This is a genomic window from Acinetobacter sp. AS5, assembly GCF_048957595.1.
Lineage (GTDB): Bacteria > Pseudomonadota > Gammaproteobacteria > Pseudomonadales > Moraxellaceae > Acinetobacter.
Genome location: NZ_JARDAL010000031.1, coordinates 15,654 through 37,559 on the forward strand (window position 1 = coordinate 15,654; position 21,906 = coordinate 37,559).

Genomic DNA, 21,906 nt, shown 5'->3' on the forward strand with positions numbered 1-21,906 from the left:
GAATTGCAAAATTTTGGGAGCTCAGGATGAAGAATAATCTATTTAGAACAGTTGGAATCTACGCTGTCTTATTACTCACTGTGGGTATGATGGGTTGTCAACCTCAATCCAGCTCAGTGGCAACGCTCGCGCAAACAGACCGTGTTGTGCAGATTGAAGCCAAGAGCGTTCCTGTGAAAGGGGCAGCCAAAGTGGTGTGTGAAATAGAAGGTTGTGTACGCTTTGATCTACAAACAGTGGACAGCAATATTGACTGGATTAATCAATATTTTATTGAGCGGATACAGCATACCGAACCTGTTGCATTCACCAAGGTCACCCAGAAAAATCCTAAAAAAGCCGATGAGCCGTATTATCTGGATCAGCGCTTTATCAAGGTGGAATTTGTCGGTCAGCGTGCCCATCTGGCTTCTTTTGCCTTAAAAAGTTCCAATCTACCTCGCAATCAGTCCAAGCTGATGACTCATACGGAATATATCAATTTTGATCTAAAACAGAAAAAACGTTTGGCTTTGTCTCAACTGTTATTAAATGGTGGTGAGCAGAAACTGCTGAATGCGATGTATCGAACCAATACTCAATGGCTGAATACGCAGGGTATTCAACAACAGCAGTTAAAATTGAGTGATAACTATTATTTTGATACAACAGGTCTGGTGATGGTGTATCCGGCAGGCGAACTAGCTCCGGCAGCAGCAGGAATGCCTGAATTAAAAGTGTCATATGCGGATTTAAATGAAGTGATTCGCCCTGAATATTTAGCCATTTTGCAGCAGACAGCTTCCTAAATATTGTGCTAATAGGACGCAGCCGTGGTCTTGGTCACTGTATTTTTTAATGCTAAGAGCTTACACTATAGCCAGTTTTTTTCTTCTGCAAAGATTGATTATGATCGACCCGAAATTACTCAGAAATAATATTGAGGCTGTAAATGTAGCCTTGGCAAAACGTGGTGTTCAACTCAATGTTGAAGAGTGGGCATCCCTAGAAGCACGCCGTAAAGAGATTCAGTCCAAGACAGAAACACTGCAAGCTGAACGTAATGCCGGTGCCAAACAAGTCGGTCAAATTAAAAAAGCAGGTGGCGACGCATCTGAAATCATGACTCGCATGTCTGCGATTGGTGATGAAATCAAAGCGGCTGAAGCAGCACTGGCTGAACTGCAAGCTGAGCTTGAAGAAAAATTATTATCTATTCCAAACTTGCCAGATGAAGCTGTGCCTGAAGGTAAAGACGAAAGCGATAACGTGGAAATCCTGAAATGGGGTACACCGCGTGAATTTGATTTCGAAATCAAAGACCATACGGATCTGGGCGAAATGATGGGCGGTCTTGAATTTGAAACCGCGACCAAATTAACTGGTTCACGCTTCAGTGTATTGAAAGGTCCATTGGCGCGTTTACAACGTGCCATTACCCAGTTCATGCTAAATACGCATACTGATCAAAATGGTTATACCGAAGCCTATGTGCCTTATCTGGTCAATGCAGATTCATTGCGTGGGACTGGTCAGCTGGCTAAATTTGAAGAAGATCTGTTTAAGCTGCAGGGCGAAAAAGAGTTTTATCTGATTCCAACTGCTGAAGTGCCAGTGACGAATTTCGTACGTGATGAAATTATTGATGCAGACCGTCTGCCACTGAAATATGCAGCGCACACGCCATGTTTCCGTAGCGAAGCAGGTTCTTATGGTCGTGATACCCGCGGTTTGATCCGTCAGCACCAATTCGACAAAGTCGAAATGGTTCAAATTGTGAAGCCTGAAACTTCGATGCAAGTGCTTGAAGAATTGACTGGCCATGCTGAAGGCATCTTGCAGGCACTTGGACTTCCATATCGTAAAATTTTACTTTGTGGTGGTGACATGGGCTTTGGTGCGACCAAGACTTATGACCTGGAAGTTTGGGTACCAAGCCAAAATACCTATCGTGAAATTTCTTCATGCTCAAACATGGGGGACTTCCAGGCACGTCGTATGAAAGCGCGTTACCGTGCTGATCAGAAGAAAACTGAATTTGTACATACCTTGAATGGTTCAGGTCTGGCCGTGGGTCGTACTTTACTTGCAGTGATGGAAAACTATCAGCGCGCCGATGGCTCGATTGAGATTCCTGAAGTATTACGTCCATATATGGGTGGTGCGACTTATATCGACTAATTGTCGATCTCAGCATCCCTAAATGTGCATGAAAATTGCATAGACAGCAGATTTAAAATTTTGAGGTAGTTCGTGGATATTTTTCCAATCTCGTTAAAGTTGCAACAGCAACCTTGTCTGATTGTCGGTGGTGGACATATTGCATACCGTAAAGCACTTCTCCTACAAAAAGCAGGTGCGATCATTCATGTGATTGCGCCTGAAATTGAAGAGAGTCTGCTGCGAATTGTGCAAAATAGCCAAGGACACTATGTGCAGGCAGCTTTTCATCCTGAAGTTGCGTTACGTTCATATCGACTGGTGATTGCGGCGACTGATGATGCAGAGACCAATCGTCAGGTCTTTGAATTGTGTGAAGCGGAAAATGTCCTGGTCAATAGCGTTGATGATCCGCCGCATTGCCGCTTTATGGTTCCTGCAATTATTGACCGTTCGCCATTGGTGATTTCAGTGGCATCGAATGGTACGTCGCCCGTGTTGTCGCGGCAGATCCGGACTCAGCTTGAAACGACTATTCCGCATGGTATGGGCAAGCTGGCTGAATTTTCAGGAAAATGGCGCAGTGCGGTTAAGGCTAAAATTGTCAATCCGGATGAACGTCGTATTTTCTGGGAAGATTTATATGCCAGTCCGCTAAAAGAACAGGTGTTCAACGACAATATCGCGGAAGCAGATCGCCTGATCGAGCAAGCATTACAAGAATGGCAAAAGCCGAAAGGTGAAGTCTACTTGGTCGGTGCGGGTCCTGGTGATCCAGAACTGTTAACCTTAAAAGCCCTACGTTTGATGCAGCAGGCTGATGTGGTCATTTACGACCGTCTGGTTTCAGCGCCAATTATGGAGCTGTGCCGCCGTGATGCGGAAAAGATCTATGTGGGTAAGGCACGTTCCAATCATGCAGTTCCGCAAGATGGGATTAATGCCTTGTTGGTGAAATATGCCAGTGAAGGAAAACGGGTTTGTCGTCTGAAAGGCGGTGATCCATTTATCTTCGGGCGTGGCGGTGAAGAGATTGAAGAGCTATTTGCTGCAGGGATTACTTTCCAGGTGGTTCCAGGAATTACCGCAGCTTCAGGCTGTTCAGCCTATGCCGGTATTCCATTAACCCATCGTGATTATGCGCAAAGTGTGCGTTTTCTGACAGGTCACTTAAAAGAAGGTTCGCCAGAATTGCCTTGGAGTGAGTTGGTCTATGAAAACCAGACCTTAGTGCTCTATATGGGACTGGTTGGACTGGAGAAAATCTGTGCAGAATTAATCGCTCATGGTCAGCGAGCCGACATGCCGGTGGCCTTGGTTTCTAAAGGTACGACGCCTGAACAGAAAGTCGTCGTGGGAACCCTTGCTGACATTGCATCCAAAGTGTCCGAACATCAGATTCAGGCACCGACTTTGACCATTATTGGTGAAGTTGTACGCTTACGTGAACAATTGCAATGGCATGAGCGAGGATAAGCAAAGCACTGCTTTGTCCGAGCGCAAGACGAAGGCTGTGCCTGAATTAAATATATTAAGTGAGTAAGCTGTGATCCACGTTATTTTATATGAGCCTGAAATTCCTGCAAATACAGGCAATATCATTCGTCTGTGTGCCAATACCGGAGCACAGTTGCATTTGGTCAAACCGCTGGGTTTTGAACTGGATGACAAAAAGCTGAAACGTGCCGGTCTGGATTATCACGAATATGCCAATATGCAGATTTGGGAAAATATCGAAGACTGTCTGGCTGATCTGGCAAGTAAAGGCATTGGTCTGGATGCAATCTATCCATTGACCACCAAAGGTTCTGAAACACCGCATACTTCGGATTTAAACCGTCCTGTGGCCTTGTTAATGGGGCCGGAAACTCGTGGTCTGCCTGAACATGTTCGTATGATGTTTCCGCAAAAGCACTGGATTCGTTTACCGATGGCAGAAAACTCCCGAAGTTTGAACTTGTCGAATGCCACTGCAGTAATTGTCTACGAAGCTTGGCGTCAGCAAGGTTTTAAAACGCTTTAAGCTGAAATTTGTGATGATTCTAAAAGCTGCCTTTGGGTGGCTTTTTTATTTTGTGTAACAAATAGATAAACTGCTTTTCACTTCATTGTATGCTTGAGTTTATAACTTTATCAAATATAACAAAAGGTGCTGCTTTGAAGCCTCTATTAAAACTTGTCATCGCATGTTGCCTTGGAACTATTGCGGCTTCCGTGAGTGCGGAACAGGGCAGTGCTGCCACATCGGCAACAAAGGAAGTTCAATCCATTACTCAGGCAGAAATACAGCAGAGCCTGCTCAACATGCAGAAACGCTTAGATACGCGTATTGAAAAATGGGGGCAGAGCCTGAATTCAGATGATTTTCAATGGACCTGGCGGGGGCGTAAATTAAAGCCTGCCAAGCGTGAGGAAATCTGTGATATTTTTCAAGCTGTCGTCGATGAAATGTATCAACTGGCCGTCAAGAATAAAGCCCGTTTAGGTCCGGAAGAGCAAAAGTTATTGTCTAATCGCAGTCTGTTTATTCAGAAACTGGGTTATGAAAATAATCGAGTTAATACCCAGATGGGTTTTGATTGCTATCTGTATTAGTAAAATCAAAACATGACAGACATAAAAAAGGCGCATGAAGCGCCTTTTTTATTTGAATTGGAACGATATTATTTATCATCAAATTCATTGTGCTGAGGAGCAGGGTGCTTGAAGCCTTTGGTTTTATAGCCCAAGTACAGGATACCGCCAAATGCCCAGATCAGACCATATTTAAGCGAAGCTTCATCGACTTCTAGCCACAATGCAAAGACTGAAATGAAGCCAAGTAAAGGAACAACGACAAAGTTCATGATCTCTTTAGCACTCTTGGTGCGACCATCACGTAATGCATAACGTGAAATCACCGACAAGTTGACGAAACTGAATGCAGTCAAGGCACCAAAGCTGATCAACGATACGACAAAATCAAGATCCATAAAGCCAGCAGTTAAAGCCACTGCGCCAGCAATTAGGATGTTGTATGAAGGTGTGTAGTTTTTCGGGCTAATATGACCGAAGATCTTCTTGTTGATCACGCCATCACGACCCATTACGTACATCAGACGAGATACCCCCGCATGTGCTGAAATACCAGAAGCCATGACTGTCACAATTGCGAAGTAAAGTACGACTGTCTTAAACGCCACGCCACCGACAGCTTGTAAAATATCCGGCTGTGTTGCAGCGATATCTTCAAAGTAAGTTTTTGGATCATTCGGGAAGAAGATCTGCATGAAGTAAGTACTGATGATGAAGATGATACCTGCCAATAATGCAGTCAAGAAAATCGCTTTAGGTAAGGTTTTCTCGGTATCTTTGGTTTCTTCAGCAAGAGAACTTAAGGAGTCAAAACCTGTAAATGAGAAGCACAGTAAGGTTGCACCGGTAATCAGGGCAGCAACAGAAGTAAACTCATTCCAGAATGGCTCTAAACTCCACAATTGATACTTTGCATCGACTAATGTGCCGTCTGCATTTACGCCACCTTCTAGAAGTTGGTAAACCATCCAGGTGAAGTATGCAATGACGCCCAATTGTACGAATACAATCATACTGTTGAAGTTGGCAACAAATCTCGCACCACGAAGGTTGATCGCAGTCATAAACGCGGTTAAACCAATGACCCAAACCCAATGGTTCATGTCTGGGAAAAGTGCTTCCAGATAAATCACCGCCAGGATGATATTGACCATTGGCGATAACAGGTAATCCAGCAAGGATGACCAACCCACCATGAAACCTACGTTCGGGTGGATGGATTTTTGCGCATAGGTATAGGCCGAACCCGAAGAAGGGTAGCGACGAATCATATGACCATAACTCAAGGAGGTTAACAAAATTGCAATCAGTGCAAAAATGTAAGAAGTAGGAACGTGGAAATTACTTTCTTCAGATACCAGACCAAATGTATCAAACAAGGTCATGGGTTGAATATAAGCTAAACCAATAATAATGATGTGCCAGAGTCCCAGCGTTTTTTGCAGTTTAGCTGCCGATTGAGTCCCAGAGATATTAGTCAACGGCGTTATCCTCTTAATCGTTGATCAAGGATCAGTCATATTTATAAGGATCGTTTGAGACGAACGATCCCCCCTACAGTTTTCTATAAAAGTCCGCCAATCTACTTGAAAAGAACGGCTTTTGCTAGCTATTTTTTTGACTTTTGTCCTGCATAAAATGTGCCATTCAAAAAAAGAAATCGAATTTTTTCTTATGCAAGATAAAAGCCTGATGTTTAAAAAAACATCAGGCTAGAATTTCGGCTATATTGGCTTATTTTTCAGTAATTACCAAGCCTTTTTTAAGATAGATTTTAAATCTTCCAGGGTGGCTTCTTTCGGGTTATAAATGATGGAACCATCATTCAGGGCTTTCTCTGCCACTTCATCGAGCTGGGCTTCAGAAATCTTGCCGGTTTCACGTAATGTGCGTGGTAATTTGGTCAGACTGTAAATCCGGTCACGCATGGTCAGAATCGTCGCAATGGTTTTGTCAGCACGTAGATGCGCTGGCGTTTGTGCATAAATATCGGCACCCGCCAAAGGCAGGAGCAAATCTGCGATTTTGTCACCATTGACCTCTTTGTTGTATTCCAGCACATAAGGCAGGAATAAGTTCATGCATAAACCATGCGGCAGGTGTACCACTGCACCCAATGAGTGCCCCAGTGAATGCACAATACCGACCATGGAGTTAGAAAATGCAATTCCCGCCATGGTCGATGCCTGTGCCAGTTCCAGACGGCCTTGTGCATCGGAAGGGTTGTCCAGTACGTTAAATAAGTGGGTACTGATCTTTTTGACTGCTGCAGTCGCATAAGCATCCGAAATCGGATTGGCTGCCATGCAGGTATAAGCTTCGACCGCATGAGTCATAGCATCCATTGCGGTCATGGCGGTTAAATGCGGCGGCAAGGTCTGGGTCATGCGGGGATCCAGAATTGCAGCATGCGGCATCAGATAATAAGAGGCGAACGGCATTTTGACGTTCTTTTCAGTGTCCGACACGACAGCGACCATGGTCACTTCTGAACCTGTACCAGACGTGGTTGGAATCACAAAGAACGGTTTCAGCGGTTTAGGCAAGTTATGTGCACCCGAATATTTCAGCAGGTCATCACCGCCTTCCGATACCAGAATATTGGTTGCCTTAGAGGTATCAATGACTGAACCTCCGCCCACAGCAATGATCGCGTCGCAATGATTTTCGCGATACAGCTTTGCCGCACTGCGCACTGTACCCAAGCTAGAGTCGGGTGGTACATCATCAAAAATCGCTACAATTGCAGCATCTGCCATTTCAAATGCAGCTTCAATTGGTGCCAACAAATTGTTGGCACGGACGCCTTTGTCGGTAATGATCAGCGGACGTTTGGCCCCTAAAGTCGCAAGTTCAAACGGAATATGTTCTAACGCGGCATGACCGGCAATCACTTTGACCGGACAGAAAAATTCATAATAAGGTTTAGCCATGTTATACACTCCGTTTCAAATAGGATTGAGCGATTTTCAGATAAATGCTGCTCGCTTCGCTTAGTTTTTCTTTTAAGCTCAGATTGCTTGGATATTCTTTCACTGCCAGTTGTGCCACCATTTTTGGCAAAATTAGTGCTTCCATTTTATTCAGGCAGCGTACCAGACGAATGGCATTGGAAATATCGCCATCAGCAATCATACGGTCATGGGCAAAAGCCTGTGAGGTGCTTTCCTGAAAAGAAAACACCAAAAAGGCATGGTGCAGATGTTTAAAGGTAATGATCAAATCAGGTGCTTTTTCCAGATTTTTGACCAGTTCCAGTTGTTTGTCCTCAGTGACCCGTGCCACAAAGGCCGGGCCATGCGGAAAGACTTTCATGGAAAGAGTAAAATTTTCTGGAAAGTGGGCCACTTCCTGTTTGATTTCTTCATCCACCTGGCTTGCCATGACCAGACCTCGGCCAATCACATCCATCATGAGTTTGACATAGGCAAGCTGCAAAGCGGGTTTTACGGATTTAGTCGCAATCACGTGATGATCCCTATCTCAATATTATTAGTTTAGAGTAAATACTCTAATTTATTTGGGGTTGAAATGCAAAGGCTTTATCTTTGCTCGACAGTTACTTGCTTAAAGTACCCGCTGTGACGCAAAGTTTCAATAATTTCAGTGCACAACTGGCTGAATTGGGGTGGTTGTTCGAGCAAATCACTCATGCGTACCATTTCCAGTCCTGCATAGCCACAAGGGTTAATGGTATTGAATCCGCTTAGGTCACAATCCAGATTTAGGGACAAACCATGATAGCTACGGCCTTTGCGAATTTTAAAACCAAGTGAGCCAATTTTGCGTTCAGCGACGTAAACCCCGGGGGCATCCGGTTTGGCATAGGCATTAATGCCATATTTTTTTAGCAATTCGATCATCAGGTTTTCAGCATAAGACACCAGCGTGCGCACATTCCAGCCCAGACGATTCAAGTCAAACATGAAGTAAGCCACCAATTGACCGGGACCATGCCAGGTCACCTGACCACCACGATCGGTCTGAATCACCGGAATGTTGCTTAGTATTAAAATATGTTCCGGTTTTCCTGCCTGACCTTGAGTGAGTACATCCTGATGTTGCAAAATCCACAATTGATCCGGGCTATGTTCATCACGGGTTTCCGTAAATGTTTTCATTTCCAGAAAACGATCTTCATAAGGTGTGAGGTCGTGATATTGACGAATGATCAGCTCGGGCTTTTGCAGCACATCAGTCACAGGGAGTGTCCTTGGTAATTATAAAAACTGATCATAATTATAATGACTTCGGCATGAAATAGGGGCGAGATCAGCAATATTTAAGCGTTAGCTCAGCTTTGAATGAGCATAAAAAAACACGCCCGAAAGCGTGTCTTTTTCATTTTCGATTAGAGTGCGGTTTTAATCAGCGGGCAGGCGGCCAAATCTGCATATACTGCATGCACCTGTTCCAGTTCCAAAAAGCGCAGTTGTGCGGTAATGGAATGGTATTTTCCAGTACGTGATGGCGTAATACTGACGCTATCACCTTCAAAATCTGGAAAATGTTTCAGAAAAATGTCGATGACAGCATGACGCAATTCATCGCCCGCAAGGCCAATCAGTTTAATCGGATAATCCATAGGGAAAACCCAAAGATGTTCTTGAAGTTCACGAGATGGTGTACGGTCTAACATGGTAGTCCCCCTGATTTGAAACGCCTGCAATCATGCAGGCGTTTGGGTTTGTCTTGGCTACTTAAATGGAGACTGATGATCAAATTTCAAGTCTCCAGAATAAGCATCAAATCTTAATCATTCTCAAGGAATGAACGTAAGTGTTCTGAACGCGATGGATGGCGAAGTTTACGCAGCGCTTTCGCTTCAATCTGACGAATACGTTCACGTGTTACGTCAAACTGTTTGCCCACCTCTTCCAAAGTATGGTCAGTCGGCATGTCGATACCAAAACGCATTTTTAGGACTTTGGCTTCACGTTCAGTCAGGTTTTCCAGAACTTCACGTGTCGCTTCTTTCAGGCCTTCAGAAGTTGCCGCATCAATTGGTGAAGTGATGTTGCTGTCTTCAATGAAGTCACCCAGATGTGAATCTTCATCATCACCGATCGGTGTTTCCATCGAAATTGGTTCTTTGGCGATTTTCAGTACTTTACGTACTTTAACTTCGTCCATTTCCAGACGTTCGCCCAGTTCTTCAGGAGTCGGTTCACGACCCATTTCCTGTAGAAGCTGACGAGATACACGGTTGATCTTGTTGATCGTTTCAATCATGTGTACCGGAATACGAATGGTACGTGCCTGATCCGCGATCGAACGGGTAATCGCCTGACGAATCCACCAGGTCGCATAAGTCGAGAATTTATAACCACGACGGTATTCAAACTTGTCTACGGCTTTCATCAGACCGATGTTACCTTCCTGAATCAGATCCAGGAATTGCAAGCCACGGTTGGTATATTTCTTCGCAATCGAAATTACCAGACGCAAGTTCGCTTCAACCATTTCTTTCTTGGCACGACGTGCTTTGGCTTCACCGACGGCCATACGTTTGGCAATGTCTTTAATGCCTTTTACATCAAGGCCAAGCTCTTTCTCGATATCGGCAATTTTTTGCTGGAAGGCCAATACGTCTGGACGTACTTTTTCCAGATAAGCTTTCTGGTCTGCAGGTGTTTTTGCGATCTGCTCATCTAACCAGGCTGGATTCGATTCTTGGCCCGGGAAGCTGGTACGGAACTGGGTGCGATCCATACGGCCACGACGTACTGCATAACGCATCACTTCACGTTCTGCACCACGAATTTGATCATGGGTACCACGAATCATTTCAGAAATGATATCAAATAGACGCGGAGTAAATTTGAACATCATGAATACAGTTGCAAGTGCCTGCAAAGCTTCTTCAGCCTGTTTGCTGTCACGACCATGTTTTTCAATAGTTGCTTTGGTATTCAGCCACGCATTTTCCAGTTCAGTAAAACGCGCTTTAGCAATTTCAGGATCTGGACCAGAATCTGCTTCTGATTCATCATCAGAATCTGCTTCTTCTTCCTCTTCATCATCGTCCAGTTTTACGTCTTTGGTCGATTTTTTCGAGTCAGTCTCATCTTCAGCAAGAACCGCTTCTTCTTCTAGAACTTCAGGAATTTCTTCATCTGATTCAGGATCTAAATAACCTGATAAAAGGTCAGCGAGACGGCGTTCGCCCGCTTCATAATCTTTGTATTCTTGCAGTACCACTTCTACCGCATTCGGCCAGTAAGCAATCGAGTGCAAAACATCACGAATACCTTCTTCGATGCGTTTTGCGATGCTGATCTCGCCTTCACGAGTCAGAAGTTCTACTGTACCCATCTCACGCATATACATACGTACAGGATCAGTGGTACGACCTGGCTCGTTTTCTACCGATGCAAGTACGGCTGCAGCTTCTTCTTCTGCAACTTCATCCGCCGCTTCTGCAGTATCTTCGAACATCGTATCATCAGATTCAGGCGCGCGATCATGTACTGGAATACCGACGTCATTCAGCATCTGAATGATGTCTTCAATCTGCTCGCTTTCTGTGATGGAGTCCGGCAGATGATCGTTAACCTCAGCGAAGGTTAAATAACCTTGTTCTTTGCCTCGGCTAATCAGAGCCGCTACTTGAGAAGTAGGGGAAGTCATATCGCTCATCTTTTGCTTACTCTTCGTTGAATCTATGGCAGTAAAAAACCGTACAATGCTGCACGATTTAAGCTCGTTAAATTTAGTGAATAGCCTACATATTTCATCAGAGAATTCAGCATTAAAGCTGTCTGATAAAATATTTAAAATGAAATTCAGTAATTTAAGATGGGGGTGAATTTGTTGTTTTCAAGTTCATCCCATGCGTGTCTGTTTATGACTCAAAAAGGAGAATCAAAAAACATAAGGACGCAGGGTGGATTATATCATGGCACACAATTGAGACAGAAAAAACCCCTAATTACAAATTAAAAATACGAAAATCCAAATAAAACTTGACTTGTTATTTTAGGCACGATAAATAGCGCTTAAATCCTTTTACATTTTTCACTCATGAGGAAGTTTTAGTGTCTTCTACAGATTTTGAACTAGATGATAACTTCGGTGAAGATGATGTTAATTTCGATGAGGCTTCTAGCAAGCTCAGTGCTAAAGAGTCGTTGGAAAAACGTCGTCTGATCGATGATCTGCTGACCCAACGTCGTTTAGAGCGCGAACTCAAAGATTTTGACTATGACTTCGACGATGATGACGATTTTGACGACGAAGATTAACGAATTCGGATTTAGCATAGCCTGAATAAATGCTATGCTAAACCTTTCGTTTTTCTAAGTTTGGATGTTAGATGAGTGCTTTAGATTTAGACCTGTTGAGTGAATATCTAGATGGTGACCAAAATGAACATGGTCTAGATTTCGCGGCAACCCATGGTTTCTTATGTGCTATTGCAGTAGGCCCAAAATTCGACAAATGGTTAGACGAACTTTTTGATAGTAATCAAAAGAAAGTGCCTGCAGAAATCATCACTCAGGTGCAAGCATGGTTAGAGTCTATTCGTCAAAGCTTAGCCAATGAAGAAGGGATTACGTTCCCGTTTGAAATTGAAGAAGCAGACACTGAATCAAGCCTGGGTGACTGGAGTGTGGGCTTTGTAGACGCCATGTTCCTAAACGAAGACGCTTGGTTTACTGAAGAATTTGAAGAACAACTGGTGGATTTAACCCTGCCAATCATGGTCTTCAGCGGCATTGATGATGAAGATCCACAAATGGAAACTTTCCGTCGCAATGGCCAGTTAATGGATGAACTTGCAGAAGAAATTCCAGAAAACTTAAATGAATTGTATCTGATGTATCACACTCCAGAATAATTCATAAAAAAAGCACCGCAGGGTGCTTTTTTTAGCTTTGGCCTTTTTGCATCTTTGATATCTACTCGACCCTATTTTCTTTCAAGCCTGTACGCTTCGCCAGACTATAGCGTGCATAAGCATTGTAGGCGATATGAAACAGCAAGGCATGTAAGGCAATGCTTGCAGCCACCAGGAATGAATTTGTTCCTCTTCCTGTATAGTTGATGGTTCTATAAATCTCATCTGTCTGCGGGTTCATCCAGATGACCACTACTAAAAAGATAAACCCGAATGTCATGGCAATAATAGTGGAGCCCCAGACCAGTTTGCTTTTCTCTTGCTGAGTCGGCAAACGAAGTTCTTTCTTAACAAAGTATCGGGCACTGAGAAAGGCAGAAGCAATCAGGGCAGGAATCAGCAGAATGGCGCCCAGATTGAATACATAGATGAATATGCCTACCAATAGAACCAAGGTCAGATAAACGGTGGCAAAATATTTAAGATAATGCGACATCGTTTTAATCTCCTTAAGGGATCTTCCTCAGGATGGACGATTTTTACGCTGCTGTCTACGGTAGAAAATCCAGATAATAATTACCGCAACAATGGCAATAATCACATAACTGACTTTACTGAAAATTTGCTGCATCAACTGCTGGTTTTCGCCAAAATAAAATCCGACACAGGCCAAAAATGTAGTCCAGATGATGGTTCCAAGTGCGCTATAGAACATAAATTTCCAGAAGGGCATATGACTCATGCCGGCAGGAATGCTGATCAGCGAGCGGACGGCAGGAATCATGCGGCCAAAAAACACAATCCGGTGACCATAATGCTCAAACCAACTGAGTGATTTTTTCACATCCTCTGATTTAATAAATAAATATTTGCCATAACGATCGACAAATTTAAAAATAGAATCATGGTTAAATTTATAGCCAATCCAGTATAGCAAGGCGGCTGCTAGTAGAGAGCCGATACAGCCGGACATGATGACCCCGAAGAGTATTAACTCGCCCTGAGAGGCGGAATAGCCCGCGGAAGGCATAATAATTTCGGAAGGGATTGGCGGGAAGACATTATCCAGGAACATGAGCAGGGCAATGCCCCAGTAGCCCAGTTGCTCCATGACGGAAATAATCCATTCGGTCAGATTCATATGATTGGCAAAATAAAAAATACTGCCTGTATCCTAAGCAGTATTTTTTGTGCGGTAAAGTCTTGGAATATAAATGATCAGACAGAATCAGCTATGTGTCAGGGTATAAATATAAACTTTACGTAAGAAATAGGCCAAGCAGATCGGCAAAATACTCAACAGGATAAAATGCATGATGCTGGTATTGATATGGTAACCAATGAACAGCGCCAAGATTGCGCCAATAATGGTTCCCAAGATAACTACGAACAAATGTGACTGCTGTTCAAGCTCTTCAGAAATTTGATGAAGTCGTTGCAGCTTTATATTTTCTTTTGGTTGAAATTGAACCAGATTGTCTGAATCTCGAGCAAGTGAGCCTGCCATTTTATATTCCTTTTCAAGTAAAAATTTCAGTTAATAATGAAAGACTTAGCTTGTAAATCACCGTATCATTAGACTAACAATCTTGTTTGGAAAAAAATGAGGTTCTTGGTAAGGAATTGGTAAGAGTTTTATTACTGTTGTAATTTTTATGTAAACAAAAAACCCTCCGAAGAGGGTTTTTATATATTTCATTACAAAAGGCCAAATTAGAGGCGTTTGCGTTTTGCTGCTAAAATTTGTGATTGACGCATACGGAAACCTTCTTTTTGTTTCTCCGTAGTTTTGTCAATACAGTATACACAAGAGACACCATGTTCATAACTTGGGAGTGCAACTTCTTCTGGAAGTAAAGGCCAGCCACACGCATGACACTTGGTGTTTTGGCCTTCTTCAACACCGTGCGTTACGGCAGTACGACCATCAAACACGAAGCATTCACCTTCCCACATGCTTTCTTCAGCCGGGGTTTCTTCCAGGTATTTCAAAATACCGCCTTTCAGGTGATAAACTTCAGTGAAGCCTTCTTGAAGAAGTAAAGAGGTTGATTTTTCACAACGAATACCACCTGTACAGAACATCGCAATCTTCTTGTCTTTGTGCTGTTCCAGATTATTTTTCACGTATTCAGGGAATTCGCGGAAGCTTTCAGTTTTCGGGTCAATTGCGCCTTTGAAAGTGCCGGCTTTGTATTCGTAATCGTTACGTGTATCGACCAGAATCACGTCATCACGTGCAATCAGTTCGTTCCATTCTTTTGGATCAAGATAGTGACCGACTAAATCACGCGGTTTTACTTCCACGCCTAAAGTCACGATTTCTTTTTTTAATTTAATTTTCATCTTACGGAATGGCTTTTCAGAACTGTCAGATTCTTTGTATTCCATTTCGTTAAAACCTTCATTTAGAAGGAACTGGTGAATTTGATCAATCGATGCACGGTCGCCTGCAACCGTACCGTTAATGCCTTCACCTGCCACAATTAGAGTACCGCAAAGGTTGATGGATTTTACCAGGTCCAAAAGACGTTGCTGAAGATCGGCAGGATCTTGAACTTCTTTGAATTGATAAAGTGCGGCAACAACCCAACCAGTCGTCGCTTGCTGTTCTACAGGTGCAAGCTGTTCTACAGTAGCGTTCATGGAATACTCCAACGTAGCATGATAATTTGAAAGGCGCATATTTTAGCTTGATTCGAGTGAATAAGCGAGTAAAACGCAAGTCTTTTAACAGGCTTCAATTCATGGGGGAGAGCGTGTATAGTCATGCCCGACCCAGGATTTTGTGCAGTGATGCAGATACTGAAATTTGCAGTATCGTTGGAGTGTGTTTTGAGTTCAGATCGTCGTATTGCGTCTTTAACCCCATGTGCAGGGCGTTGCTCGACCGTATTTGGTGATGCGGTATGTCGTGGTTGCCGCCGTTTTAATCATGAAGTGATTCACTGGAATACGTATAGTGCTGAGCAGCATCGAGCTGTGTGGCAGCGACTGGATGCACAGCTGGATCAGATTCTGGTGCCATTGTTACCGCATGCCGATCTTGTCAAAGTGCAGGCCTTTGTGCTGTCGAAACGGGTGCGCTTGCGTGATGATGCTTCCAAAGGGCGCAAGCTGTATCATGCTTTAAAGCTCTGTGAAAAAAAACGGCATTTTACCGACGATAGTGGTTTAGGCATCCATTATAAGCAGGTGCGTCCGCTCTGGGACGAGTTTGAGCGCCGGATCTTGGCCTTGGCTACCGCCAGTTATGATCTGGCTTTTCTGCGGGCAGATGGCATCAGTCAGCATCTGATTCATATACAAGAGGAGGACTAAGTCCTCTTTTTTATACACAAAAACAACAATAGCTGAGGGAATAGCATGAATATTAGTGAATATTTCTTATATTGTCTGGCTGTTGTGGTGATGATCGCTACACCTGGCCCAGTGATGTTGCTGGTGGCCAGTGCCGGTTTAAAAGGTGGTTATGCGGCGGCTTTAAGAACCATTTTTGGTACCAATTTCGCCTCTCTGGTGTTAATTGCCTTATCGGTATTGAGTCTAAAAGGTTTGTTGGTCATTAATGCGCAATGGCTGGATGCGATCAAGCTGCTGGGCTGTTTATATATTGGCTATCTGGGCTGGCAGATTTTCCGTGAAGTTATTTTTAAGCAGCAGGAGCAAGCTCAGGAGAATCTAGTTCCTGTGCATGGTGGTTTTCGACAAGGTTTTTTGGTTGGTATTTCTAATCCGAAGGACATTATTTTCTTTGCGGCTTTTTTCCCGCAGTTTATCGGGATTACTCCTGATCTTGATTTAAGTTTAATTATTTTGACTTTGAGCTGGATTCTCCTGGATTTTCTGACTTTGTCTGTGGTGTATTTGGGTTTCAACCACTTATCCCATTCTCGACTCTATCCACATTTGCTGGCATTGTGCGGCATGATTCTGCTCATGATTGCAGGGTACGGAATTTATCAAATCCTGATTTAAAAATGTACAGCATACTTGGACTGTTCCTGCCTGGCATATCCTGCAAAAATCATGCTAAGGTGAAATCAAATAAAAATTGAACAGATTAGCATGTCCAGAACAGTACCATCACCAGACCGTCCATTTTCCCCGCTGTTATTTATTCAACCTGCTGTGCTTCAAATTCTTTACATCATTGGGCTTGCGCTGATCGCTGTCAGTATTGCGTATTTACTGGCGGCAAACTGGTGGATGCTGCCCAAATTCATCCAGCTATTTATTCCTCAAATTTTATTGTTGGGTTCGGCATTGCTGAGTGTACGTTTCGCTGCGCGGGAAAAGTTAAGACAAAGTCTGGATACTGTATCGGGTCTAATGCTGGGCTTAAGTCTGGCCGTGATTGGACAGATTTATCAGACTGGTGCTGACAGTTATCAGTTATTTCTGCTCTGGGCTTTGCTGTTGTTGCCTTGGTTGTATCGTCCGAATATTGGGATCTTTGCATTATTTTGCGTGGTCAGCCAGTTAGCACTCTATTTTTATTTTAAACAAAGCTTTTGGTTGGTACGTGCTGAAACTCTTTATCTGCTCAGTCTGAATCTGTTGACCGGATTAAGCATGATCTATGCATTACGTTATTATCCGGTTTTGCGCTATCTGTTTATCGCCATCGTGGTGCTCATTTCGGTAGTGAGTATGTTCCGGTTTGTCGACTCGGATTCGATCTGGTATTTGGGCTCGGTACTGGTTCTGCCGATTTTATTCAGTGTTTATTTCTATACCCGAAAGCAACAGCTTGAAACCAGTTTACTGGTTGCAGGACTGGCCCTGAGCTTTAGCATTCTAATTTTTGATCTCACTGAGCAATATTTACAGGATTCTGCCGCTGGCTTACTGGTACTAGCTTTGCTGATATTCAGCTGGTTCGCAGCTATTACAGGTTTGCTGATCAAGCTGTTGCCCAAGAGCCGGTTTTCGGTCATTCCACTGGCCCTTGGCGCATGGATTGCTGGTGTGATCTTGGCCATGCTGTTGCTGACCTATTGGGAAAGTTTTTCGATCCTGATGGGAATCATTTTTATCGCAGTCGCCTGGTGGTTGATTCGTAGCAAGCCCTCAGTTTTTCTGCGGCAATTGGCTTATTGTTTGTGGGTTTGCGGTCAGGCCGCGGTATTGATTCATACTCAATTACTTACAGAGAGTCTATTACTAATCTGGCTGATACAAGTCGGCATTACGCTGCTGACTATCATGAGTCGTATGCATTGGCTAGTGGTGCTGTTGCAGTTGTTACTTGCACATATACTGGGAATTGCAGTTCTGGTCGAGCAACATGCATTTTTTCAGGATCAGCGGCTGATGACATGGATTATGCTGCTGAATTACAGCATTCTGACGGTAGCTTTGCTAAGTGCGAGACATTGGCTCGCTTCAGCTTATGCCAAAAGCGTGACTTTATGGATGATTAGTATTTTGGCAGTGACAGCTATTTTTCAATGCCTACTGCAATTTGGTGTGGCTCAGCAATTGCAGCCTCGCGGCATAGATGAAGCAATTGTTTTCTATATTTTGCCAGCGCTCTGGCTGTTGAGTTTTGTCGAGATTCATCTTAAGCAATTTTCACGGATTCAACTCTGGCTGATTCCTGCCGCGGGAATTCTGCTGATTGCATTGGGTTACTTTGAAATTTTTATTATTTTGGTGTTTATGGCTTGGGCAATGGTGAATCAACAACGATTGATGCAAGCCTTGACCATTTTGCTACTGATCTTCTGGTTATGGCTACTGTATTACAATCTGGGACTCAGCTTTTTATTTAAAAGTGTCAGTATTTTTGCCTCAGGTGTGCTGGTGTTGCTTCTGGCTTATGTGTTGAGTTCACCGAAGTTTCAGTTGAAAGCAGGAGTGGCCTCATGAAAAAGTTTCTGGCGCTGCACCTGAGTGTTTTTAGTATCGCTTTATTCGGGGGATTGATCATCCAGCATGAATGGCATCTGGCAAAAAGCGACAGTATCTTTGTCGAGTTGGCGCCAGTCGATCCACGTTCGATCCTGCAAGGGGATTATATGGCACTGAACTATGATCTGCATTTTAGCGCAGTGGCTGTGAGGAATGGTTCCGAACAGCCTATTTCTGACATCAAGATTGAAGATTTTAAAAATCAATCCCATGTGATGAGTTATGTGCAGCTGGATCAGCAGCGCAGAGTCATCAAAACCAGTTTTGATCGAAATGCACTAAATCAGTCGGAACGTTCAGCCCGATTAATTCTGAAAAATCCACGCAATACTTTTGAAGCTTTGTATCCTGCTGCCAACAGTTTCATGTTTGCCGAAGGTCTGGAGCCTTGTTATCGTAACGCCAAATTTGCAGAGCTGAAGGTGAAGGAAAATGGTGAGGCCTTGTTATTTGATTTGCTGGATCAAAAATTAAAACCCTTAAACTGTGAAAGCTCTAAAAGCTGGCGAGAAGGCAGTTAAATAGGTCAATGTTCCGGTATTAAAAAAGCCCGCGATGTGCGAGCTTTTAGGTATCTGGTCTGATCAGCTTATGCAACTTGTACCGGAATACAGTTGGCAGTGTGGCTGACTGTATTGTTTGGGTTAGCATAAACCAAACGAGGCTGATGGGCATTCGCTTCAGCTTCAGTGAAATCGCCAAAGGTTGCAATAATCACGATATCGCCTACATCCGCCTGATGCGCAGCGCCACCATTCACTGAAATGATGCCTGAGTTGTCTTCGCCACGAATTGCATAAGTTGCAAAACGTTTACCATTGGTCACGTTCCACACATGAATTTCTTCGTATTCACGAATGCCAGCCAAATCCATCAAAACGCCATCAATTGCACATGAACCTTCATAGTGTAGTTCTGCATGTGTAACGTGAGCGCGGTGAATTTTGCATTTTAATAAACGAGATAGCATGGCTAGCGTCCCCTGAGTTGACCTAAGAGTTTGATCATTTGGTTAAATCAATCTTGCTTGCTGTATGGTGAACAATCGAGCAAACGCATTTTGCGCTTAAATAAACTTTCTGGCAAGCGGAATTGTCCAGCAATTTTTGAATGTTTAGTTCGGCTTATATGCGTTGATTTGATTCATGGCTTGCTGTACTTCACCGTTCACCAGCATTTTTGTGCGGGCGAGGGCATGGGAAATCGCATCATCCATTAAGTTCTGTTCGCTGCTAGGTGCTTTACTGAGCACATGACCGGAAACACGGTCTTTGGCACCAGGATGACCAATTCCAATACGCAGGCGATGGAAGTTTGAACCAATATGCGGAACGATATCGCGTAGACCATTATGACCACCGTGACCACCGCCAGTTTTCAGGCGAATGACACCAGGATTCATGTCCAGTTCATCATGGGCAATCAGGATCGATTCAGGTGCGATATTGTAAAATTTGGCGAAAGGAACAACACTTTTACCGGAAAGGTTCATAAAGGTTGTCGGTAGAAGAAGACGGACGTCTTGACCTTCGATATTGCCACGACCGCTAAATCCATTGAATTTTGGGTCTTTTTTGAGGGTAATGCCATATTGGTCTGCAAGGCGTTCTACGAACCAGAAGCCTGCATTATGGCGGGTTTGGGCATACTCAGAACCTGGGTTACCCAAACCAACAATCAGTGAAATATTTGACACTAATTACACCATTAACACTTATGCGCGTTTGAAGTCAGCGTGCATTGGTGTGTTTTTAGCTGGGTGACGTTGTAACGCTTGGATTTTCACGCTTTCAACTTTACCGTCTACATCAATTTCGATAACTTCTTCAAAGAATGAATTGTTTTCTAAGAATTTAACAAGCTGACGAAGCTCAACAGTAATTGCTACAGGAGCAGCTTCACCACCGTAGATGATTGCAGGAACTTTAGCTTGAAGACGAAGGCGGCGGCTCGCACCTTTCCCTTGAACTGCTTCTTCACGTGCTGCTGCGTTTAATACGAAGTTTGCCATGATAGACATCCTATTTAAGTTAAATGAACCAGACTTGCGACCAGTCTGGTGAGTAAAAGCCCTACCAAATGGCAGGGCTTTGAAAATTCAGCGCTCTATTATAGATAAGAATCGAACATTGCGCTAATAGATTCTTCGTTGTTAATACGACGAATCGTTTCGGCAACCATGCTGGCTACTGAAACCTGGCGAATCTTGCCCAGTGCTAAAGCTTCATCAGAAAGAGGAATGGTATCAGTCACAACCAGTTCATCAATCACAGAATTCTTTAAGTTTTCAAGCGCTTTACCAGAAAGTACTGGATGCGTTGCATATGCAACAACCTTGCGAGCACCGAAAGTTTTCAATGCATCAGCAGCTTTGCATAGCGTACCAGCAGTATCTACCATGTCATCAACGATGACACAATCACGATCTTTTACATCGCCAATCAAATGCATCACTTGTGATTCATTCGCTTTTTGACGACGCTTATCGATGATTGCAAGATCGATATCGCCCATCTGTTTCGCAACAGCACGTGCACGCACTACACCACCCACGTCAGGTGAAACCACCATCAGGTTGTGATGCGATTGTTGACGCAAGTCAGCAAGTAGGGCTGGTGTACCGTAGATGTTGTCTACAGGGATATCGAAGAAGCCTTGGATCTGGTCAGCATGCAAGTCGATCATCACCACACGGTCAACGCCTACAGTAGTGAGCATGTCTGCTACAACTTTTGCAGTGATTGGAACACGTGCTGAACGTGGACGACGGTCTTGACGAGCATAACCAAAATAAGGAATCACGGCAGTAATACGACCCGCACTTGCACGACGCAAAGCATCAGCCATCACCAAGATTTCCATCAGGTTATCATTAGTTGGGGCACAAGTAGGTTGTACGATAAATACGTCTTTACCACGAACGTTTTCAGTAATCTCGACAGCAATTTCACCGTCAGAGAACTGACCTACAGAGGCAGCGCCTAGAGGAATATGTAAGTGACTTACGACTTTTTGAGCGAATTGTGGATGCGCAGATCCACTAAAAACGACAAGATTGGGCATGAAGCACCCTTGGCGGTTGGGATATATGGGAATAGATGGCAGGGGTAGCTGGATTCGAACCAACGGATGCCGAGATCAAAACCCGGTGCCTTACCACTTGGCGATACCCCTAATGCGGCAGAACTTTAATATTTTTGCGGTAAAGTGTCAAGGTAAATTAACAGTCTTACAGCAAATGAGTGTTCTGTCTTTTTTCGAGAAAATGGCAGGGGCGGCTGGATTCGAACCAACGGATGCCGAGATCAAAACCCGGTGCCTTACCACTTGGCGACGCCCCTAATTTGATGACTGTAAGATGGCAGGGGTAGCTGGATTCGAACCAACGGATGCCGAGATCAAAACCCGGTGCCTTACCACTTGGCGATACCCCTAAT

The 21,906-nt window shown here is 43.8% G+C and carries 25 protein-coding genes and 3 tRNA genes; 11 read left to right on the forward strand and 17 right to left on the reverse strand.

Going from position 1 to position 21,906, the window contains the following annotated elements:
• Window positions 1–26 precede the first annotated feature (26 nt).
• The 5 genes from PV763_RS11040 (at window position 27) to PV763_RS11060 (ending at window position 4,734) form a co-directional block, all read left to right on the forward strand.
• Window positions 27–788 carry an RsiV family protein gene (locus PV763_RS11040; protein WP_420937838.1) on the forward strand — a complete coding sequence of 254 codons (762 nt, stop codon included), beginning with the start codon at window positions 27–29 and terminating at the stop codon, window positions 786–788.
• 100 nt (window positions 789–888) lie between these two features.
• On the forward strand, window positions 889–2,160 hold the full coding sequence (serS, locus tag PV763_RS11045; RefSeq protein ID WP_420937839.1) for a serine--tRNA ligase: 1,272 nt from the start codon (window positions 889–891) through the stop codon (window positions 2,158–2,160).
• Between the two features lie 72 nt (window positions 2,161–2,232).
• On the forward strand, window positions 2,233–3,615 hold the full coding sequence (gene cysG / locus PV763_RS11050; protein WP_420937840.1) for a siroheme synthase CysG: 1,383 nt from the start codon (window positions 2,233–2,235) through the stop codon (window positions 3,613–3,615).
• A gap of 70 nt (window positions 3,616–3,685) precedes the next feature.
• Window positions 3,686–4,162 carry a tRNA (cytidine(34)-2'-O)-methyltransferase gene (locus PV763_RS11055; RefSeq protein WP_253175624.1) on the forward strand — a complete coding sequence of 159 codons (477 nt, stop codon included), beginning with the start codon at window positions 3,686–3,688 and terminating at the stop codon, window positions 4,160–4,162.
• An 89-nt stretch (window positions 4,163–4,251) separates the two neighbouring features.
• The gene (locus PV763_RS11060) at window positions 4,252–4,734 is read left to right on the forward strand and encodes a hypothetical protein (RefSeq protein ID WP_420937841.1); all 483 of its coding nucleotides are present in this window, start codon (window positions 4,252–4,254) and stop codon (window positions 4,732–4,734) included.
• A gap of 68 nt (window positions 4,735–4,802) precedes the next feature.
• Here the strand turns inward: PV763_RS11060 and PV763_RS11065 are convergent, their stop codons facing one another.
• The 6 genes from PV763_RS11065 to rpoD all read right to left on the reverse strand — a co-directional run bounded on the left by PV763_RS11065 (window position 4,803) and on the right by rpoD (window position 11,379).
• Window positions 4,803–6,194, reverse strand: coding sequence for an APC family permease (locus PV763_RS11065; RefSeq protein ID WP_004280630.1), 1,392 nt, complete (start codon window positions 6,192–6,194; stop codon window positions 4,803–4,805).
• Between the two features lie 267 nt (window positions 6,195–6,461).
• Window positions 6,462–7,646, reverse strand: coding sequence for an iron-containing alcohol dehydrogenase (locus tag PV763_RS11070; protein WP_004280629.1), 1,185 nt, complete (start codon window positions 7,644–7,646; stop codon window positions 6,462–6,464).
• A gap of 1 nt (window position 7,647) precedes the next feature.
• Window positions 7,648–8,181: a hypothetical protein gene (locus tag PV763_RS11075; RefSeq protein WP_004645797.1), complete on the reverse strand. Its 534-nt coding sequence runs from the start codon at window positions 8,179–8,181 to the stop codon at window positions 7,648–7,650.
• A gap of 74 nt (window positions 8,182–8,255) precedes the next feature.
• Window positions 8,256–8,915: a lipoyl(octanoyl) transferase LipB gene (lipB, locus tag PV763_RS11080; RefSeq protein ID WP_420937842.1), complete on the reverse strand. Its 660-nt coding sequence runs from the start codon at window positions 8,913–8,915 to the stop codon at window positions 8,256–8,258.
• A 149-nt stretch (window positions 8,916–9,064) separates the two neighbouring features.
• Window positions 9,065–9,352 carry a YbeD family protein gene (locus tag PV763_RS11085; protein WP_004280625.1) on the reverse strand — a complete coding sequence of 96 codons (288 nt, stop codon included), beginning with the start codon at window positions 9,350–9,352 and terminating at the stop codon, window positions 9,065–9,067.
• Window positions 9,353–9,465: 113 nt separating this feature from the next.
• Window positions 9,466–11,379, reverse strand: a complete 1,914-nt coding sequence (rpoD, locus tag PV763_RS11090) for an RNA polymerase sigma factor RpoD (protein ID WP_420937846.1) — start codon at window positions 11,377–11,379, stop codon at window positions 9,466–9,468.
• Between the two features lie 371 nt (window positions 11,380–11,750).
• On the opposite strand from rpoD, the gene PV763_RS11095 reads away from it, so the two are divergent.
• Both PV763_RS11095 and PV763_RS11100 read left to right on the forward strand, forming a co-directional pair.
• The gene (locus PV763_RS11095) at window positions 11,751–11,957 is read left to right on the forward strand and encodes a PA3496 family putative envelope integrity protein (protein WP_004280622.1); all 207 of its coding nucleotides are present in this window, start codon (window positions 11,751–11,753) and stop codon (window positions 11,955–11,957) included.
• A gap of 71 nt (window positions 11,958–12,028) precedes the next feature.
• Window positions 12,029–12,553 (forward strand): YecA family protein, encoded by a 525-nt coding sequence (locus tag PV763_RS11100; RefSeq protein WP_004280621.1) that lies wholly within the window; start codon window positions 12,029–12,031, stop codon window positions 12,551–12,553.
• A 61-nt stretch (window positions 12,554–12,614) separates the two neighbouring features.
• On the opposite strand, the gene PV763_RS11105 is transcribed toward PV763_RS11100, so the two are convergent.
• From PV763_RS11105 to PV763_RS11120, 4 genes are all read right to left on the reverse strand, one after another.
• Window positions 12,615–13,049, reverse strand: a complete 435-nt coding sequence (locus tag PV763_RS11105) for an ABZJ_00895 family protein (RefSeq protein ID WP_420937843.1) — start codon at window positions 13,047–13,049, stop codon at window positions 12,615–12,617.
• Between the two features lie 27 nt (window positions 13,050–13,076).
• Window positions 13,077–13,694 carry a DedA family protein gene (locus PV763_RS11110; protein WP_005103990.1) on the reverse strand — a complete coding sequence of 206 codons (618 nt, stop codon included), beginning with the start codon at window positions 13,692–13,694 and terminating at the stop codon, window positions 13,077–13,079.
• A gap of 87 nt (window positions 13,695–13,781) precedes the next feature.
• On the reverse strand, window positions 13,782–14,060 hold the full coding sequence (locus PV763_RS11115) for a hypothetical protein (RefSeq protein ID WP_005103989.1): 279 nt from the start codon (window positions 14,058–14,060) through the stop codon (window positions 13,782–13,784).
• Between the two features lie 206 nt (window positions 14,061–14,266).
• Complete coding sequence (locus tag PV763_RS11120) at window positions 14,267–15,199, reverse strand: rhodanese-related sulfurtransferase (protein ID WP_005265894.1); 933 nt, start codon at window positions 15,197–15,199, stop codon at window positions 14,267–14,269.
• Window positions 15,200–15,388: 189 nt separating this feature from the next.
• Between PV763_RS11120 and PV763_RS11125 the strand changes: the two genes are divergently transcribed.
• The 4 genes from PV763_RS11125 (at window position 15,389) to PV763_RS11140 (ending at window position 18,990) form a co-directional block, all read left to right on the forward strand.
• Entirely contained in the window at window positions 15,389–15,874 is a 486-nt protein-coding gene (locus PV763_RS11125) for a DUF1289 domain-containing protein (protein ID WP_114541676.1), read from the forward strand.
• A gap of 45 nt (window positions 15,875–15,919) precedes the next feature.
• Window positions 15,920–16,531, forward strand: coding sequence for a LysE family translocator (locus PV763_RS11130; RefSeq protein WP_004280611.1), 612 nt, complete (start codon window positions 15,920–15,922; stop codon window positions 16,529–16,531).
• Between the two features lie 90 nt (window positions 16,532–16,621).
• Window positions 16,622–18,427 (forward strand): DUF2157 domain-containing protein, encoded by a 1,806-nt coding sequence (locus PV763_RS11135; protein ID WP_420937844.1) that lies wholly within the window; start codon window positions 16,622–16,624, stop codon window positions 18,425–18,427.
• Window positions 18,424–18,990 carry a GDYXXLXY domain-containing protein gene (locus PV763_RS11140; protein ID WP_420937845.1) on the forward strand — a complete coding sequence of 189 codons (567 nt, stop codon included), beginning with the start codon at window positions 18,424–18,426 and terminating at the stop codon, window positions 18,988–18,990. The genes PV763_RS11135 and PV763_RS11140 overlap by 4 nt, the downstream gene beginning before the upstream one ends.
• A gap of 68 nt (window positions 18,991–19,058) precedes the next feature.
• Here the strand turns inward: PV763_RS11140 and panD are convergent, their stop codons facing one another.
• The 7 genes from panD to PV763_RS11175 all read right to left on the reverse strand — a co-directional run bounded on the left by panD (window position 19,059) and on the right by PV763_RS11175 (window position 21,903).
• A complete protein-coding gene (gene panD, locus PV763_RS11145; protein WP_004280606.1) occupies window positions 19,059–19,439 on the reverse strand; it encodes an aspartate 1-decarboxylase in 381 nt (126 codons plus the stop codon).
• Window positions 19,440–19,583: 144 nt separating this feature from the next.
• A complete protein-coding gene (gene pth, locus PV763_RS11150; protein WP_004645783.1) occupies window positions 19,584–20,165 on the reverse strand; it encodes an aminoacyl-tRNA hydrolase in 582 nt (193 codons plus the stop codon).
• 18 nt (window positions 20,166–20,183) lie between these two features.
• Window positions 20,184–20,480: a 50S ribosomal protein L25 gene (gene rplY / locus PV763_RS11155; protein WP_004645781.1), complete on the reverse strand. Its 297-nt coding sequence runs from the start codon at window positions 20,478–20,480 to the stop codon at window positions 20,184–20,186.
• A 98-nt stretch (window positions 20,481–20,578) separates the two neighbouring features.
• Window positions 20,579–21,532, reverse strand: coding sequence for a ribose-phosphate pyrophosphokinase (locus tag PV763_RS11160; protein WP_005103975.1), 954 nt, complete (start codon window positions 21,530–21,532; stop codon window positions 20,579–20,581).
• Window positions 21,533–21,568: 36 nt separating this feature from the next.
• Window positions 21,569–21,643, reverse strand: a tRNA-Gln gene (locus tag PV763_RS11165).
• A 92-nt stretch (window positions 21,644–21,735) separates the two neighbouring features.
• A tRNA-Gln gene (locus tag PV763_RS11170) sits at window positions 21,736–21,810 on the reverse strand.
• A gap of 18 nt (window positions 21,811–21,828) precedes the next feature.
• Window positions 21,829–21,903: transfer RNA gene (locus tag PV763_RS11175), tRNA-Gln, on the reverse strand.
• Window positions 21,904–21,906: the final 3 nt, after the last annotated feature.

What these genes read in the sequence shown, in the direction of transcription:
- PV763_RS11085 (WP_004280625.1), bottom strand. Translation starts at nt 9,352, where the DNA reads ATGTTAGACCGTACACCATCTCGTGAACTTCAAGAACATCTTTGGGTT.
- PV763_RS11110 (WP_005103990.1), bottom strand. Translation starts at nt 13,694, where the DNA reads ATGAATCTGACCGAATGGATTATTTCCGTCATGGAGCAACTGGGCTAC.
- PV763_RS11100 (WP_004280621.1), top strand. Translation starts at nt 12,029, where the DNA reads ATGAGTGCTTTAGATTTAGACCTGTTGAGTGAATATCTAGATGGTGAC.
- PV763_RS11060 (WP_420937841.1), top strand. Translation starts at nt 4,252, where the DNA reads ATGCTTGAGTTTATAACTTTATCAAATATAACAAAAGGTGCTGCTTTG.
- PV763_RS11160 (WP_005103975.1), bottom strand. Translation starts at nt 21,532, where the DNA reads ATGCCCAATCTTGTCGTTTTTAGTGGATCTGCGCATCCACAATTCGCT.
- PV763_RS11040 (WP_420937838.1), top strand. Translation starts at nt 27, where the DNA reads ATGAAGAATAATCTATTTAGAACAGTTGGAATCTACGCTGTCTTATTA.
- rplY (WP_004645781.1), bottom strand. Translation starts at nt 20,480, where the DNA reads ATGGCAAACTTCGTATTAAACGCAGCAGCACGTGAAGAAGCAGTTCAA.
- PV763_RS11105 (WP_420937843.1), bottom strand. Translation starts at nt 13,049, where the DNA reads ATGTCGCATTATCTTAAATATTTTGCCACCGTTTATCTGACCTTGGTT.
- PV763_RS11115 (WP_005103989.1), bottom strand. Translation starts at nt 14,060, where the DNA reads ATGGCAGGCTCACTTGCTCGAGATTCAGACAATCTGGTTCAATTTCAA.
- serS (WP_420937839.1), top strand. Translation starts at nt 889, where the DNA reads ATGATCGACCCGAAATTACTCAGAAATAATATTGAGGCTGTAAATGTA.
- PV763_RS11140 (WP_420937845.1), top strand. Translation starts at nt 18,424, where the DNA reads ATGAAAAAGTTTCTGGCGCTGCACCTGAGTGTTTTTAGTATCGCTTTA.
- panD (WP_004280606.1), bottom strand. Translation starts at nt 19,439, where the DNA reads ATGCTATCTCGTTTATTAAAATGCAAAATTCACCGCGCTCACGTTACA.
- PV763_RS11120 (WP_005265894.1), bottom strand. Translation starts at nt 15,199, where the DNA reads ATGAACGCTACTGTAGAACAGCTTGCACCTGTAGAACAGCAAGCGACG.
- PV763_RS11070 (WP_004280629.1), bottom strand. Translation starts at nt 7,646, where the DNA reads ATGGCTAAACCTTATTATGAATTTTTCTGTCCGGTCAAAGTGATTGCC.
- PV763_RS11135 (WP_420937844.1), top strand. Translation starts at nt 16,622, where the DNA reads ATGTCCAGAACAGTACCATCACCAGACCGTCCATTTTCCCCGCTGTTA.
- PV763_RS11130 (WP_004280611.1), top strand. Translation starts at nt 15,920, where the DNA reads ATGAATATTAGTGAATATTTCTTATATTGTCTGGCTGTTGTGGTGATG.